At 72.5% G+C, this 15,723-nt stretch carries 13 protein-coding genes; 9 read left to right on the forward strand and 4 right to left on the reverse strand.

All coding sequences use genetic code 11. From position 1 onward, the window contains the following. Positions 1-21 precede the first annotated feature (21 nt). Both ACIBJC_RS36880 and ACIBJC_RS36885 read right to left on the reverse strand, forming a co-directional pair. Positions 22-264, reverse strand: coding sequence for an antitoxin (locus ACIBJC_RS36880; RefSeq protein WP_329822548.1), 243 nt, complete (start codon positions 262-264; stop codon positions 22-24). Between the two features lie 30 nt (positions 265-294). Next, entirely contained in the window at positions 295-447 is a 153-nt protein-coding gene (locus ACIBJC_RS36885; RefSeq protein WP_399300547.1) for a hypothetical protein, read from the reverse strand. A gap of 222 nt (positions 448-669) precedes the next feature. Between ACIBJC_RS36885 and miaA the strand changes: the two genes are divergently transcribed. The 6 genes from miaA (at position 670) to hflX (ending at position 8,734) form a co-directional block, all read left to right on the forward strand. Then, positions 670-1,608: a tRNA (adenosine(37)-N6)-dimethylallyltransferase MiaA gene (gene miaA, locus ACIBJC_RS36890; protein ID WP_329822546.1), complete on the forward strand. Its 939-nt coding sequence runs from the start codon at positions 670-672 to the stop codon at positions 1,606-1,608. Positions 1,609-1,733: 125 nt separating this feature from the next. Beyond that, complete coding sequence (locus ACIBJC_RS36895) at positions 1,734-2,171, forward strand: hypothetical protein (RefSeq protein WP_399300661.1); 438 nt, start codon at positions 1,734-1,736, stop codon at positions 2,169-2,171. A gap of 90 nt (positions 2,172-2,261) precedes the next feature. Then, positions 2,262-3,176 (forward strand): diaminopimelate epimerase, encoded by a 915-nt coding sequence (gene dapF, locus ACIBJC_RS36900; RefSeq protein WP_399300551.1) that lies wholly within the window; start codon positions 2,262-2,264, stop codon positions 3,174-3,176. A gap of 140 nt (positions 3,177-3,316) precedes the next feature. Further along, positions 3,317-5,428 (forward strand): RelA/SpoT family protein, encoded by a 2,112-nt coding sequence (locus ACIBJC_RS36905; protein ID WP_399300554.1) that lies wholly within the window; start codon positions 3,317-3,319, stop codon positions 5,426-5,428. A gap of 227 nt (positions 5,429-5,655) precedes the next feature. Next, on the forward strand, positions 5,656-7,206 hold the full coding sequence (locus ACIBJC_RS36910) for a M1 family metallopeptidase (RefSeq protein WP_399300557.1): 1,551 nt from the start codon (positions 5,656-5,658) through the stop codon (positions 7,204-7,206). Between the two features lie 37 nt (positions 7,207-7,243). Further along, positions 7,244-8,734, forward strand: a complete 1,491-nt coding sequence (gene hflX / locus ACIBJC_RS36915; protein ID WP_399300561.1) for a GTPase HflX — start codon at positions 7,244-7,246, stop codon at positions 8,732-8,734. 139 nt (positions 8,735-8,873) lie between these two features. Here hflX and ACIBJC_RS36920 read toward each other — a convergent pair whose 3' ends face one another. Both ACIBJC_RS36920 and ACIBJC_RS36925 read right to left on the reverse strand, forming a co-directional pair. Next, positions 8,874-10,085: a trypsin-like serine peptidase gene (locus ACIBJC_RS36920; RefSeq protein ID WP_399300564.1), complete on the reverse strand. Its 1,212-nt coding sequence runs from the start codon at positions 10,083-10,085 to the stop codon at positions 8,874-8,876. A gap of 144 nt (positions 10,086-10,229) precedes the next feature. Beyond that, the gene (locus ACIBJC_RS36925; RefSeq protein ID WP_399300567.1) at positions 10,230-11,456 is read right to left on the reverse strand and encodes a trypsin-like serine peptidase; all 1,227 of its coding nucleotides are present in this window, start codon (positions 11,454-11,456) and stop codon (positions 10,230-10,232) included. Positions 11,457-11,749: 293 nt separating this feature from the next. Between ACIBJC_RS36925 and ACIBJC_RS36930 the strand changes: the two genes are divergently transcribed. Genes ACIBJC_RS36930 through ACIBJC_RS36940 form a run of 3 tightly spaced genes read left to right on the forward strand, consistent with a single transcriptional unit; the run spans position 11,750 to position 15,652 of the window. Next, on the forward strand, positions 11,750-13,039 hold the full coding sequence (locus ACIBJC_RS36930) for an aminotransferase class III-fold pyridoxal phosphate-dependent enzyme (protein WP_399300664.1): 1,290 nt from the start codon (positions 11,750-11,752) through the stop codon (positions 13,037-13,039). Between the two features lie 30 nt (positions 13,040-13,069). After that, complete coding sequence (locus tag ACIBJC_RS36935; protein WP_399300570.1) at positions 13,070-14,941, forward strand: IucA/IucC family protein; 1,872 nt, start codon at positions 13,070-13,072, stop codon at positions 14,939-14,941. 45 nt (positions 14,942-14,986) lie between these two features. After that, the gene (locus ACIBJC_RS36940; protein ID WP_399300573.1) at positions 14,987-15,652 is read left to right on the forward strand and encodes a GNAT family N-acetyltransferase; all 666 of its coding nucleotides are present in this window, start codon (positions 14,987-14,989) and stop codon (positions 15,650-15,652) included. Positions 15,653-15,723: the final 71 nt, after the last annotated feature.

Below are 15,723 nucleotides of genomic sequence, written 5' to 3' on the forward strand. Positions count from 1 at the left end.
CCGTACCCGTGCGGCTGGAGATCAGGAAGCGGGCGGCGGCGGGGGAGTGCCGTCGTCCTTGTGGGCGAGCTTGCCAAGGGCGTCCTTGGCCTTGCCCGTACCCGTGTCGATCTTGTCGCTGTACTTGCCCTTGGTCTTCTCGTCGACCGTGCGGGCGGCCTTGTCCAGCCCGTGCTCGATCTTGTCCCCGTGCTGCTGCGCGAGGTCGGCGACCTTTTCCTTGGCCGGACCGATCTTGGCCTTCAATGAATCCAGGAAGCCCATGGGCCACCTTCCCTCGGAGGAGACAACAGCCTACTGGCGGGTGCTCTTTCCTGCCTCGTTGTCCGCCGCCGCCTCCGCCGACTGCTGCTTCGGGATCTCCACTCCCTCGGCGGCGACGGCCTCCGTCCGGTCGTTCCCGGTCGGCCCGGCCTCGGCGGTGCCGGTCTCCTTCGTCCCGGACAAAGTCCTGGACCTCCTGCTGAACCATGAAAAAACACCCATATCTGCTCCATATCGTACGCGCGGGGACGAAGATCCGCGCCGTTCTGATCCACCCGTCGCGCGGCTCAGGGGCGCCGGTCCCGGAAACCCGTGGCCGTAACCTCGCAACAGGCAACGACCCCCGGCGGTGCCCCGTCACGTAACTCGTTCGGGCAGGGGCCCCTTGTTTGCGAGACTGGGGCAGTGAGAAGCGCACCTACCGCACCGCGGGTCATCGCCGTCGTCGGTCCTACCGCGGCCGGCAAGTCCGATCTGGGCGTTCACCTCGCCCGGCAACTGGGCGGTGAGGTCGTCAACGCCGACTCCATGCAGCTCTACCGGGGGATGGACATCGGCACCGCCAAGCTGACGACCGAGGAGCGCGCCGGAGTGCCGCACCACCTCCTGGACATCTGGGAGGTCACCCAGGCGGCGAGTGTCGCCGAGTACCAGCGGTTCGCGAGAGCGGCGATCGACCGGCTGCTCGCCGAGGGCCGTACGCCCGTCCTGGTGGGTGGCTCCGGGCTGTACGTACGCGCGGCCATCGACGCCCTCGACTTCCCCGGCACCGACCCCGAGGTGCGCGCCCGGCTGGAGGCCGAGCTGACGCTCCGTGGCTCCGGCGCGCTGCACGCCCGGCTGTCCGCCGCCGACCCCCCGGCGGGCCGCGCAATCCTGCCCAGCAACGGCCGCCGCATCGTCCGCGCGCTGGAAGTGATCGAGATCACCGGCAAGCCCTTCACGGCCAATCTGCCGGGCCACGACTCCGTGTACGACACGCTCCAGATCGGCGTCGACGTCGCCCGCCCCGAGCTGGACGCGCGGATCGCGCGCCGGGTCGACCGGATGTGGGACGAGGGTCTGGTGGACGAGGTGCGCGCCCTGGAGGCGCGCGGACTGCGCGAGGGGCGCACCGCCTCCCGCGCCCTCGGCTACCAGCAGGTGCTCGCGGCGCTCGCCGCCGAGTGCACCGAGACGGAGGCGCGCGCGGAGACCGTACGCGCCACCAAACGCTTCGCGCGCCGCCAGGACTCGTGGTTCCGCCGCGACTCACGGGTGCACTGGCTGGGCGGCGGAACGGAGCACCGGGAAGAACTCCCGCACCGGGCGCTCGCGTTGGTCGAACGGGCGGTCACAGCCTGATCACGTGATGGCATCGGGACGCTCCGCGCGTCCGTGCGGTCCTTCCGGGCGTGCCATCATCGAGCAACGGTCGACCATCGGGCATCGATCGACCAGTGGAGTCCGACTTGGGAGGGCGCGTGGCGATGGAGGCCGGCCCTCGCGACAGAGAACCCACGTCCTCGGAGACGTCGGAGGACGGCCCGAGGCTGAGTCCTGACGGTCCGGAAGAAGAGACCGGGACCGACGAGGTCCAGGTCGAACTCCGGCCCCAGCGCAGGCTGCGGATCTGGCAGCTCGCCCCCATCGTGATGCTCGCCGCCGTCGGATCGCTCATGTTCGCCTTCCCCCTCGCCTTCGGCACCGGGGACGGCGGGGCGGTCGTCGCCATGCTCGGACTGCTGATCAGTTGCTGCGCCGCGGGCGCCGGCATGATGGCCGCGCGCCGCGTCGGTCACACCTGGCCGGGGCTGCCGAGCCGGTCGTCGGGGGAGCGCCCCGACTGGCGCGTCCTCGCCCTGTACGTCACCGTGGGTGCCGCCCTGGTCGCCCTCGCCGTCTGGCGGGTCGCCCGACTGCGCTGACCCGGGCTCCCGGACCCCGCACCGAGCTCCCGGACCCCGCGCCGGCCGTCCCGGACGGCGATGTCCGACCCGGCTCGTACGATGGTTTCCGTGAGCACTCCGCAGACCGCCGCCTCGCAGGCCGCCCCCATCGCCTTCCTCAAGGGACACGGGACGGAGAACGACTTCGTGATCGTTCCCGACCCGGAGAACGCCCTGGAGCTGCCGCCCCGCGCGGTGGCCGCCCTCTGCGACCGCCGGGCCGGCATCGGCGGCGACGGACTGCTCCATGTCGTACGGTCCGCGGCGCACCCCGAGGCGCGCGCCCTGGCCGCCGAGGCCGAGTGGTTCATGGACTACCGCAACGCCGACGGCTCGATCGCCGAGATGTGCGGCAACGGGGTGCGGGTCTTCGCCCGCTACCTCCAGCGCGCCGGACACGCCGAGGCGGGCGATCTGACCGTCGCCACCCGCGGCGGCGTCAAGAAGGTGCACCTCGCCGAGGACGGCTCGGAGGGCGGGGCCGGTGACATCACGGTCCACATGGGGCGCGCCGTGCTCCCCGCCGCGCAGGCGGCGGTCACGGTCGGCGGCCGGGAATGGCCCGCCCTCAACGTCAACATGGGCAACCCGCACGCGGTCGCGTTCGTCGAGGACCTGGCGCACGCGGGGAACCTGTTCACCGCGCCGCCGGTCAGCCCCGCGTCCGTCTACCCGGACGGGGTGAACGTCGAATTCGTCGTCGACCGCGGCCCCCGCCATGTCGCGTTCCGTGTCCATGAACGCGGTTCCGGCGAGACCCGCTCCTGCGGTACGGGCGCCTGCGCCGTGGCCGTCGCCGCCGCTCGCAGGGACGGCGCGGACCCGGCGGTGACCGGCGAGCCCGTCACGTACACCGTGGATCTCCCCGGCGGGCGGCTCCTCGTCACGGAGCGCCCGGACGGCGGGATCGAGATGACGGGGCCCGCCGTCATCGTCGCGGAGGGTCACATCGACCCGGTCTGGCTCGAATCCGCCTTCGGTTAAATCTTCGCTCGGATGGGTGATCCGTTTCACGTCGGGCGGGACCGGGACTGCCGCACGCGACGGGGTCGATAGCATCAAGCACCGGCCCGGAGGGCGTCCCCGCCCTCTCCCCGCCGGTCGAAGCTGCCCGGAGGTGCCCCATGAGCGCAGAGGCAACCAGCCCTGGTGCCCACAGCCGCAGACGCGGTCTTCCCCGGATCGACCTCCGCAGGCTCGGCCGGGCCGCCTTACTCGGCCCCGCCACCAGGGACCGGCTGCCGGCCGCCATCGGCCATGTCGCGGAGGCGCACCGCGCGCACCACCCGGACGCCGACCTCGCCGTACTGCACAAGGCGTACGTCCTGGCCGAGGCCTCGCACCGCGGGCAGTACCGCAAGAGCGGCGAGCCGTACATCACGCATCCGCTCGCCGTGACCCTGATCCTGGCCGAACTCGGCGCCGAGACCACCACCTTGACCGCCTCCCTCCTCCACGACACCGTGGAGGACACCGACGTGACGCTCGATCAGGTCCGCAGGGAGTTCGGCGACGAGGTCTGCTATCTGGTCGACGGCGTGACCAAGCTGGAGAAGGTCGACTACGGGGCGGCGGCCGAGCCCGAGACCTTCCGCAAGATGCTCGTCGCCACCGGCAACGATGTCCGGGTGATGTCGATCAAGCTGGCGGACCGGCTGCACAACATGCGCACCCTCGGGGTGATGCGCCCCGAGAAACAGGCCCGGATCGCCAAGGTCACCCGCGACGTGCTCATCCCCCTCGCGGAACGCCTCGGTGTCCAGGCGCTCAAGACCGAGCTGGAGGACCTGGTCTTCGCCATCCTCCATCCCGAGGAGTACGCGCACACCCGCGCCCTGATCGCGGACAACGCCACCGCGGGGGACGCCCTCGCGGCCATCTCCGAGGACGTCAGGCGTGTGCTGCGCGAGGCGGGCATCACCGCGGAAGTCCTGGTGCGGCCCCGGCACTTCGTCTCCGTGCACCGGTCCGGGCTGAAACGCGGCGAGCTGCGCGGCACGGACTTCGGCAGGCTGCTGGTGCTGGTCACCGAGGACGCCGACTGCTATGCGGTCCTCGGCGAGCTGCACACCTGCTTCACCCCGGTGATCTCCGAGTTCAAGGACTTCATCGCGGCGCCCAAGTTCAACCTGTACCAGTCGCTGCACACGGCGGTCGCGGGCCCGGACGGCGCCGTCGCCGAAGTCCTCATCCGTACGCACCGGATGCACAAGGTCGCCGAGGCCGGGGTCGTCGCCCTCGGCAACCCGTACGCGTCCGTCGACGCGGTGGGGGCCCAGGACGGTACGGAGCGTGCCCCGGCCGCGGACCCCCAGGACGGCGAGCGCGCCGACCCGACCAGGCCCGGCTGGCTCTCCCGCCTCCTGGAGTGGCAGGAGGCCACCACCGACTCGGACGCCTTCTGGACGACGCTCCGCGCGGACCTGGCCCAGGACGCCGAGATCACCGTCTTCCGCGCCGAGGGCGGCATGCTCGGCCTGCCGGCCGGGGCGACCTGTGTGGACGCCGCGTACGCGCAGCACGGCGAGGCGGCGCACGGCTGCCTCGGGGCGCGCGTCAACGGCCGTCTGGCGCCGCTCTCCACGGTCCTGCGGGACGGCGACACGGTCCAGTTGCTGCTGGCCCAGGACGCCGCCTCGGGGCCCTCGCCGCAGTGGCTCGACCACGCCCGTACCCCCGCAGCCCGGATCGCGATCACCGGCTGGCTGGCGGCCCACCCCGAGGCGGTGGGGACGCCCGACGCAGCGCCCCGCGCGGCGCTCGCCGTCACCGCCGACCGGCGGGGCGGCACCAACGCGGTGGTGGACCTGCCGGGCGCCACCGTACGGCTGGCCGGCTGTTGCACGCCCGTACCGCCCGACGCGGTGACCGCCTTCTCCGTACGCGGCGGCGTGGTCACCGTCCACCGGCAGGAGTGCCGCGCCGTGGACCGGATGCGGGCGCTGGACCGGCGCCCGATCCCGGTGAGCTGGGGCGACGCGCCGGAGTGCCGGGTGACGCTGTACGCCGAATCGTTCGGGCGGCCCCGGTTGCTCGCCGAGCTCACGGACGCCATCGCCACGGCGGGCGCGGCGATCGTGTCGGCCACGGTGGAGCCGCCCAGCGAGCAGCGCGTACGGCACACGTACACGCTGGAGCTGCCGGACGCGGCGGGCCTGCCCGGTCTGATGCGCGCCATGCGCGACGTACCGGGCGTGTACGACGTCAGCCGCGCCCAGCACCCGGCGACCGCCTGAGAGCGTGCGGAACCGGGCCGGGACGCCTGCCGTGAACGCACTTCTCCAAGGCATGCGTTCACGACGGGCCCCTCCTACGGCTCTGCGGGCCCCTTCAGGGACTCACCCACCGTCAACTTCGTGCGACGGGGCATCCGGCGGCGGCGTCCGCGCGCGAGCTGCCCCTTTCGAGTGGGAGCGGCGCGCGCCGTCGCCGCGCGCCGGGCAGCCGCTGATAGCCGTGGTCCATGCTGTCCACGCTGTTCACCTCCAGCCGACTGCGCGCCGCTCTGCTGGCCGCCGCCTCGGCCACCCTCGTCGCCGCGACCCTGCCCCCGCCCGAGCCGCTCGGCATCGGGGATCCGCTCTTCCCGTACCTGGGCAACCCCGGTTACGACGTCCGCACCTACGATCTCGCCTTCACCTACAGCGGTGACAACAGCAAGCCCCTGGACGCGATCACCAAGATCGACGCGACAGCGACCCGGCGCCTGGACCGGATCAACCTCGACTTCACCCACGGCGAGGTCCGCTCCGTCGAGGTCGACGGCGAGACGGCGGAGTTCGCGACGGCCGGGGAGGACCTGGTGATCACGCCGGCCGAGGAGGTCGGCGAGGGCGAACGGATGAGGATCACCGTCCGCCACACCAGCGACCCGTCCGGAGAGGGCGGCGGCTGGCTGCGGACCACCGACGGGCTGGCGATGGCCAACCAGGCGGACGCCGGCCACCGCGTCTTCCCCGGCAACGACCATCCCGCCGACAAGGCGTACTTCACCTTCCGGATCACGGTGCCCAAGCGGCTGACCGCGGTCGCCAACGGTCTTCGCGTGGCGAAGGCCGTGGCCGGCCGGCGCACCACCTTCGTCTACCGCACCCAGCACCCCATGGCGACGGAGCTGGCACAGGTCTCCATCGGTGACTCGGCCGTCGTGCACCGCGAGGGACCCGGCGGTCTCCCCGTACGCGACGTGGTGCCCGCCGCCGACCGCGACCTGCTGGAACCCTGGCTCAAGAAGACCCCCGACCAGATCCGGTGGATGGAGCGGCAGGTCGGGACGTACCCCTTCGAGACGTACGGTCTGCTGATCGCCGGCGCCGACACCGGCTTCGAACTGGAGACGCAGACCCTCTCGCTCTTCGAACGCTCCCTGTTCACCAGCTCCGCCTTCTCCGACTGGTACGTCGACTCGGTCATGGTCCACGAACTGGCCCACCAGTGGTTCGGGGACAGCGTCAGCCCGCGCACCTGGTCGGACCTCTGGCTCAACGAGGGACACGCCACCTGGTACGAGGCCCGGTACGCGCAGGAGCACGCCGGCAAGACGCTGGAGACCCGGATGCGGGACGCCTACCGGCGGTCCGACGGCTGGCGGGCGGACGGCGGCCCCCCGGCGGCCCCGAAGCCGCCGACGCCGGGCGATCAGATCAGTCTCTTCCGGCCGATCGTCTACGACGGCAGCGCCCTCGTCCTGTACGCGCTGCGCCAGGAGATCGGGGAGGACGCCTTCGGGCGGCTGGAGCGCGACTGGGTACGGATCCACCGGGACGGGACGGCGACCACGGCGGACTTCACCGCGCTGGCGTCCGAGGTCGCGGGGCGTGACCTGTCCGCGTTCTTCACGGCGTGGCTGTACGGGCGGACGACCCCGCCGATGCCCGGCCACCCCGACTGGCGCAGCAACCCGCCCAAGGCCGCGAAGAGCCGGGAAACCGGAGTGACGGCCGGGCCGAACCGTGCCACCATCGACGAGTCGGCGACGCGGCCGGGAATCAATCCGGGCCGTCACGCGTTGTGACTGACGTAACGGACATCTCTTTCGACGTAAGGATCCAATGACCTCCTCTTCCTCCCCTTCCCAGGACACGCAGAACTTCGCGGACTCCCGCACGGAAAGCCTTCGGGCCGATGCCCTGATGGAAGAGGACGTCGCCTGGAGCCACGAGATCGACGGAGAGCGGGACGGCGATCAGTTCGACCGCTCGGAGCGGGCCGCGCTGCGACGTGTAGCGGGTCTCTCCACGGAGCTCGAAGACGTCACCGAGGTCGAGTACCGGCAGTTGCGCCTGGAGCGCGTCGTACTGGTCGGTGTCTGGACCTCGGGGACGATGCAGGACGCGGAGAACTCCCTCGCGGAGCTGGCCGCCCTCGCCGAGACGGCGGGCGCGCTCGTGCTCGACGGGGTGTTCCAGCGCCGCGACAAGCCCGACTCCGCGACGTACATCGGCTCCGGCAAGGCCCAGGAGCTGCGGGACATCGTGGAGGAGAGCGGCGCCGACACCGTCGTCTGCGACGGTGAGCTGAGCCCCGGCCAGCTCATCCACCTCGAAGACGTCGTCAAGGTCAAGGTCGTCGACCGTACGGCGCTGATCCTGGACATCTTCGCCCAGCACGCCAAGTCCCGTGAGGGCAAGGCACAGGTCGCGCTCGCGCAGATGCAGTACATGCTGCCGAGACTGCGCGGCTGGGGCCAGTCGCTGTCCCGGCAGATGGGCGGCGGCGGCGGTGGCGGTATGGCCACCCGTGGTCCCGGTGAGACCAAGATCGAGACGGACCGGCGGCGGATCCGCGAGAAGATGGCGAAGATGCGCCGGGAGATCGCGGAGATGAAGACCGGCCGCGAGATCAAGCGGCAGGAGCGCCGCCGCAACAAGGTGCCTTCGGTGGCCATCGCCGGATACACCAACGCGGGCAAGTCGTCCCTGCTCAACCGGCTCACCGGCGCGGGTGTCCTGGTGGAGAACGCGCTGTTCGCCACCCTCGACCCGACCGTCCGGCGGGCCGAGACCCCGAGCGGGCGGCTCTACACGCTGGCCGACACGGTCGGCTTCGTCCGCCATCTGCCGCACCACCTGGTCGAGGCGTTCCGTTCCACGATGGAGGAGGTCGGTGACTCCGACCTGATCCTGCACGTGGTGGACGGCTCGCACCCGGTGCCGGAGGAGCAGCTCGCCGCCGTGCGCGAGGTGATCCGTGAGGTCGGCGCGGTGGACGTACGCGAGATCGTCGTGATCAACAAGGCGGACGCGGCCGATCCGCTGGTCCTCCAGCGGCTGCTGCGCACGGAGCGGGACGCGATCGCCGTCTCCGCGCGTACGGGCGAGGGCATCGCGGAACTGCTCGCGCTGATCGACGCGGAGCTGCCCCGGCCCCAGGTCGAGGCCGAGGTGCTGCTGCCTTACACGCAGGGCGCCCTGGTCTCGCGGGTGCACGCCGAGGGCGAGGTGCTCTCCGAGGAGCACACGCCCGAGGGCACGCTGCTCAAGGCGCGGGTCCATGAGGAGCTGGCCGCCGCGCTCGCTCCGTACGTCCCGGTGGCCCACTGACGCGTACACCGTCCGTACACGGACGGTGTACGGACACGGACGGTGTACGTGCACGGCCCTGCCGGCCGGCCCATGGCGGAGGCCCGCCCCCTCATCGGGGGCGGGCCTCCGTCGTGCGCGGGAGCGGACGTCCGGTCCGTCAGCGTCCGCCGAACCTGTCGCTCATCGCGGTGTAGATCTGCTCGGCGCCCGCGCCCAGCCGGGGCCCCGCCAGCCACCCCGAGGTGACCGGGCCGATCGAGGTGTTGGAGACCAGGACGAGCTTCCCGCCGGGCTGCGTGGCGAACCAGCCGCCGCCCGAGGAGCCCCCGGTCATGGTGCAGCCGATCCGCCACATCGTCGGCGTACCGGGGCTGACGGAGAGCCGGCCCGGCTTGTCGACGCACTTGTGCATCAGCAGCCCGTCGTACGGTGCCGCGGCCGGGTAGCCCCACGCGCCCATGCCGGCGATGTTCGCCGCCTCGGGGAGGTCGAAGTCCACGTCCAGGGCGGTGCCCACGGTCTCCTCCAGGGACTTGCCGCCCTTCTCCGGCTCGACGTGCATCACGGCGTAGTCGTACGCGGCGCCCGCGCCACCCGTCGGACCACCGCCATCGATCCACTCGCCCGAGGTGGAGACCCAGTCCGCCCAGTAGACGCCGTACGGGGCGATCTCCTGGGACGAGGCCCGGTCGAGCGCCGCCGCGGACTTGCCGAGGTCGTTGTAGGCGGGCACGAAGGCGATGTTGCGGTACCAGCCGCCGGTCCCGCCCGCGTGCACGCAGTGGCCCGCGGTCCACACCAGGTTGGACCTGCCGGGGTTCGCGGGGTCCTTGACCACGGTCGCGGAGCAGACCATCGAGCCCTCGGGAGCGTCGAAGAAGACCTTCCCGACGGCCGCCGCGTTCTTGTGGTAGGGCGTCTTCTCCGCCACCGCGCGCACCGGGCTCGGCTCCGGGTCGGTGACGTCCCGGTCGCCGGAGATGTCCTGGGTGGCGAGGGTCTTCGTCGGTGACGTGGCCTTCTGCATCCGCTCGGGCTTCCACAGCCCGTCGATCACCGGGTTGACGAAGTCCTTGGCCTCACTGAGCCACTTCTTCCTGTCCCAGTCCTTCCACCCGCCGTCCTTCCACTTCTCCGGATCGACGCCGTGCTTCTTGAGCGCGTCGGCCAGGTCCGCGGGGATCGCCGGGGCGTCCCCGTCGCTGCCGGAGGCGGGATCGGCCGCGGCGGAGCCGGACGAGGCGGCGGCCCCGGCGGTCTTGGCGTCCTTGTCGTCGCCTGTACTGTCGCCGCCACCGCAGCCGGTGGCGGTCAGGGCGAGCGCCGCGGCCACACAGGTGGCCGTCAGCAGTGGTCGTACGGATCGCATGGAGCAGTTCCCCCTGGGTACGGATGGTCTGACATGAGCTTGTCATGTCTGGAGTCGGTGTTCACCGCGGGCCCCGGACCGGCCCACGGCCCTGTCCGGGTACGGCGGCGGGCGCGCCCCACGAGGAGGCGCGCCCGCGCCGGTTCACCGGGTCGCGAACTTCTTGCTGACGCCGTCGAAGACGCCCTTGGCCACGTCGCCGAGGCGCGGCCCCGCCAGCCACCCCGCGGTGACCGGGCCGATGGAGGTGTTGGAGACCAGGGCGGGCTTGCCGTCCTGACCGGCCGCGACCCAGCCGCCGCCCGACGAACCACCGGTCATGGTGCAGCCCACGCGATACATCGTCGGATCGTCCGCCGCCAGTGACAGCCGGCCCGGCTCGTCCTCGCACTGGAAGAGCTTCTGGCCGTCGTACGGCGGCGCCGCCGGATAACCGGTCGCCGTCATGGCGGCGATGTCCGGGGTCGCCGGGGCGTTGAACTCCACCGGCAGCGCCGAACCGACCGTCTCCTGCAGGGACGTGCCGGTACCGCCCTTCTCCGGCGTGACATGGATCACCGCGAAGTCGTACGGCGCGCCCTGCCCGCCGGTCGGTCCGCCCTGGGCGATCCACTGCGCGGAGGTCTGCGCCCAGTCGGCCCACCACACCCCGTGCGGAGCGATCCGCTCCTTGGACGCGGTCTCCAACTCGGCCGTCGACAGCGCGCTGTTGTTGTACGAGGGCACGAACGCGATGTTCCGGTACCAGCCGCCGCTCTTGCCGGAGTGCACGCAGTGACCGGCCGTCCAGACCATGTTGGACTTGCCCGGGTTCGCCGGGTCCTCGACCACGGTCGCCGAGCAGACCATCGAGCCCTCGGGCCCGTCGAAGAACAACTTGCCCGCCTGCGCCGCGTTCTCGCCGTACGGCGCGCTCACCGCCCGCGCGGTCACCGGCGCCGGCTCCGGGTCGGTGACGCCCGTGTCCCCGGAGATGTCCTGGTCGTCCACGGACTTCTCCGGCGGCTTGTCCGCGTCGCGCATCCGGTCCGGGTCCCAGAGGCCCTCGATGATCGGGTTGACGAAGTCCTTGGCCTCACGCAGCCATGTCTCGCGGTCCCAGTTCTTCCACTCACCGCCCCGCCACTTGTCCATGTCGATCCCGTGCTCCTTGAGCCGGTCCTTGAGATCGTCAGGAATCGTGATCTTGCCGTCGGAGGCGGCCGTGGCCGACTCGCTCGCCTGCGCCGCGGCCTGGTCCTCCTCGGGGCCGCAGGCCGTGGCCGTCAGCGCGAGGGCCACGGCGATCGACGCGGCGGCGAGAGCGGGGGAGGTTCTGCGCCGCGAGCTCCTTCCGCGGCGTGCGGCGAGCGTCGGACGTATGGATCGCATGGAGATATCCCCCCGGTACTTCTGGACAGTTCTGAACAAAGGAGCACATGTGGCGCACCCGGCGACGGTGACCGGAGCCGGGACGCGCCCCCACTATGCCGGTGCCGTTGGGGACGGCGTCGGGCAGGGCCGCGGTTCCCCGGCCCAAGGATCTTCCCGCTGCCCGTGATCCCGGGCGCGGCACGTCGTTGGTACGTACGACGGGCCCGGCCGGCGGTGCGCCGTCGAACATTCGGTGAGCGGGCGCCGTACTGACGGAGGACCGAACGATGCCTACGGGAGGACCGATCGCTGTGGCCCTGACCGAACCAGCTCCGGCGGCGCCGACCGTCGCCCACGCGGGCCTCCTGCGGCGCCAGACCCCGCGCGAGACGTCGGCCCGTACCTACGCGCGCTCCCTGCCCGTCGTTCCCGTACGCGCCCGGGGGCTGACGATCGAGGGAGCCGACGGCAGACGGTATCTGGACTGCCTGTCCGGGGCGGGCACCCTCGCCCTCGGACACAACCACCCGGTCGTCCTGGAGGCCATCAGGAAGGTCCTGGACTCCGGCGCCCCGCTGCACGTCCCCGACCTGGCCACCCCCGTCAAGGACGCCTTCACCGCCGAGCTCCTCGCCACGCTCCCGGCCGGGTTCGCCGCCGGCGCCCGGGTCCGGTTCTGCGGTCCCACGGCCGCCGACGCCGTCGGGAGCGCGCTCGCCCTGGCCCGTGCCGCCACCGGCCGCGACGGAGCGCTCACCTTCACCGGGACCGACCACGACGCGTGGACGGCGGAGCTGTTCGACGCCCGGGGCGGGCCGGCCGCCCCCGCCGCGATGCTCCTCGAACCGGTCCAGGACGAGGGCGGGGTCATCCCGGCGCCCGACGCGTGGCTGCGCGGGATGCGCCGGATCACGGCGGACCGCTCCATTCCGCTCATCGTCGACGAGACGCGGACGGGGGTGGGGCGGACCGGCGCGTTCTGGGCCGTGGAACACAGCGGGATCACCCCCGACGCCATGGTGATGTCCCAGGCGATCGGCGGCTCCCTCCCGCTGGCCGTGATCGTCCACCACGCGGACCTGGACGCCCCGTTGCCCGACGGCCGGACGGACGCCTTCCGCGGCAACCAGCTCGCGATGGCGGCGGGCGCGGCCACACTCGCGTACGTCCGGCAGCACCGGCTCGCCGAGCGCGCCGCGCACCTCGGGGCGCACCTGCGGGGACAGCTCGCGGAGTTGACCGCCCACCACCCCCGCGTCGGCGCCGTACGCGGACGTGGTCTCATGATCGGTGTGGAACTCGTCGCCCCGGCAGCCGGCGATCCTGCCCCGTCGGCCCCCGCACTCGCGGCCACCGTCCAGCAGGAGTGTCTCCGTCGCGGCCTCATCGTCGGACTCGGCGGGCGCGAGGCGTCAGTGGTACGGCTGCTCCCACCGCTCACCCTCACCGACGAACAGGCCGACGCGGTCCTCGACCGCTTCGCCGACGCGCTCGACGCCGCGCTCGCCACGGCCGAACTCCCCGCGCCCCGCGAAGAAGCAGCCGCGCGCCGCGGCGCGACCGCCGGGCCCCGCCGAAAAGAGACCGGTCCGCCCCGCTGACCCCGACCCCTCCTCACAAGGAAGCCCTCCGTGAACACCACTCCCTCACCCGACACGCCCGAGGCCGACGGCCCTCCCACCACCGCGGAGTCGGTCACGGTGCCACGGCAGGCCGCGGGGGGACCCGACGGGCGACTCACCGGCCCCGCCGCCCCGTCGGGCCCCGCCGAGGCCGTCGCGCACACCGACCACCTCGACCACCCCGACCCGCAGAAGGCCGCCGACGCGGCGGCCACCGAGAACCTGCTGCGCTGCTGGGTCCGGGAGACCGGACTGACCCGCCCCGACGGTACGGTGCTGCGCGTCCCGCTCGACGCCAGCGGCACCGCCCTCCTCGTCCCCGTACGCCACTGGTCCGCGACGGGCTGGCACCGCTTCGGGATGCCCTTCCTGGAAGGCGGCCCACAGGACGCCCCCGCCGCCGAGGCCGTCACCGTGGCCGCGCTCCTCGGCCGCGAGTCGGGCCGCTACCAGGGCGCCGACCTGGTGGGCCGGGTCGCCAACTCGCTCGGCCACACCGCCGAGTTCCTGGCCGACCGGCGCGCACGCCCCGAGGCAGCCGACGGCGCCGACCCGTTCCTCACCGCCGAGCAGTCCCTGCTCCTCGGACACCCCCTGCACCCCACGCCCAAGAGCAGGGAAGGGCTCTCCGAGGCCGAAGCCCGCCTCTACTCACCGGAGATGCGCGGCTCCTTCCCGCTCCACTGGATGGCCGTCGACCGCTCCGTCCTCGCCACCGACTCGGCCTGGACCGAACAGGGCCGGGTCCTGCCCGCCGACGTGCTCACGGCCCGCCTTCTCGGGGACCACCCCTTCCCCGACAACACCGTCGCCCTGCCCCTGCACCCCTGGCAGGCCCGGGACCTGACCCACCGTCCGGCCGTACGACAGCTCCTCGACGCCGGCCTCCTGCACGACCTCGGGCCCCAGGGCGCCCCCTGGCACCCCACCTCCTCCATCCGTACGGTGCACCGCCCCGGCGCCCCCGCCATGCTCAAGCTCTCCCTCGGCGTACGCATCACCAACTCCCGCCGGGAGAACCTCCGCAAGGAACTCCACCGCGGCGTCGAGGTCCACCGGCTGCTGCGCAGCGGCCTCGGCAAGGAGTGGGGGGCCGCGCACCCCGGCTTCGACATCGTCCGTGACCCCGCCTGGCTCGCCGTGGACACCACGGAGGGCGAACCCGTCACCGGACTCGACGTCATGCTGCGCCACAACCCGTTCGGACCGGCGGACGACGCCGTGTGCATCGCGGGACTGACCGCGCCGCGCCCGTACCCCGGCCACACCGGGATGTACTCGCGGCTGGCCGAGATCGTCTCCGGGCTCGCGGCCCGCACCGGCCGCCCGGAGGGTGCCGTCGCCGCCGAGTGGTTCCTGCGCTACCTGGACCAGGTCGTACGCCCAGTGCTCTGGCTGGACGGTACGGCCGGGATCGCCCTGGAGGCGCACCAGCAGAACACGCTGGTCCTCCTCGACCCGGCGGGCTGGCCCGTCGGCGGGCGCTACCGCGACAACCAGGGCTACTACTTCCGCGAGTCCCACCGCGCCGCGCTGGAGCGCAGGCTCCCCGGCATCGGAACGGTCAGCGACACCTTCGTCTCCGACGCTGTCACCGACGAACGCTTCGCCTACTACCTCGGCATCAACAACGTCCTCGGGCTGATCGGCGCGTTCGGTGCCCAGGGCCTCGCCGACGAGCGCGTGCTCATCGCGGCCTTCCGGCGCTTCCTGGCCGGTGCGGCGGACCTCGGCTCGTCCCTGCCCGGCCTGCTCCTGGAGAGCGACACCCTGCGCTGCAAGGCCAATCTGCTCACCCGGCTGCACGGCCTGGACGAACTCGTCGGCCCGGTGGACACCCAGTCCGTCTACGTCACCCTCACCAACCCTCTGCGTGAGTGAAGGAACATGAAGAACCGTCAGAACTGCTGAGAGGAGAGCGCCACTGTGCCTTCCACCGAAGCGAGCACCGACACCGGAACCGGCCCCGGGTCACCCACGCGCGGGGCCGTGCCCCCGCCGTCCGGCGACACCCCCACCGGTGATCTGCTCGACGCCCCGGCGGAGTGGGGCTCCACCGCCACCGCCGCCGGGGTCTTCCAACTCGTCCCGGTCTCCGTGGAGCGCGACCTCGCCCTGGTCAGCGGGTGGATGAACGATCCGGCAGTCGCCGCGTTCTGGCACCTCGCGGGCCCGGACGCCGTCACCGAAGCCCATGTGCGGCCCCAGGTCGACGGCGACGGACGCACGATCCCCTTCCTCGGCGTGCTCGACGGGGTCCCCATGAGCTACTGGGAGCTGTACCGCGCCGACCTCGACCCCCTCGCGCGCCACTACCCCGCGCGCCCCCACGACACCGGGATCCATCTGCTGCTCGGCGGGGGCGCGAACCGTGGGCGCGGGGTCGGCACCACTCTGCTGCGGGCCGTCGCGGACCTGGTCCTCGACCACCGGCCCCGGTGCGCACGGGTCGTCGCCGAACCCGATCTGCGCAACACCCCCTCCGTCTCCGCTTTTCTCAGCGCCGGCTTCCGCTTCGCCGCGGAGGTCGACCTGCCCGACAAACGGGCCGCGCTCATGGTCCGTGACCGGGCACTGCGCGACCTCCTGTGATCGATCCGCCGCCCCCTCGGCACCGCGCGCCCCGTACACCCCGTACACCCCGCACATCCCGTATGTCCCGT

The organism is Streptomyces sp. NPDC050509, assembly GCF_044457965.1.
Classification (GTDB): domain Bacteria; phylum Actinomycetota; class Actinomycetes; order Streptomycetales; family Streptomycetaceae; genus Streptomyces.

Bases quoted from the DNA above. Each gene is read 5' to 3' on its own strand.
- ACIBJC_RS36920 (WP_399300564.1), bottom strand. From the start codon at position 10,085: ATGCGATCCGTACGACCACTGCTGACGGCCACCTGTGTGGCCGCGGCG.
- ACIBJC_RS36905 (WP_399300554.1), top strand. From the start codon at position 3,317: ATGAGCGCAGAGGCAACCAGCCCTGGTGCCCACAGCCGCAGACGCGGT.
- ACIBJC_RS36910 (WP_399300557.1), top strand. From the start codon at position 5,656: ATGCTGTCCACGCTGTTCACCTCCAGCCGACTGCGCGCCGCTCTGCTG.
- ACIBJC_RS36895 (WP_399300661.1), top strand. From the start codon at position 1,734: ATGGAGGCCGGCCCTCGCGACAGAGAACCCACGTCCTCGGAGACGTCG.
- hflX (WP_399300561.1), top strand. From the start codon at position 7,244: ATGACCTCCTCTTCCTCCCCTTCCCAGGACACGCAGAACTTCGCGGAC.
- ACIBJC_RS36880 (WP_329822548.1), bottom strand. From the start codon at position 264: ATGGGCTTCCTGGATTCATTGAAGGCCAAGATCGGTCCGGCCAAGGAA.
- ACIBJC_RS36925 (WP_399300567.1), bottom strand. From the start codon at position 11,456: ATGCGATCCATACGTCCGACGCTCGCCGCACGCCGCGGAAGGAGCTCG.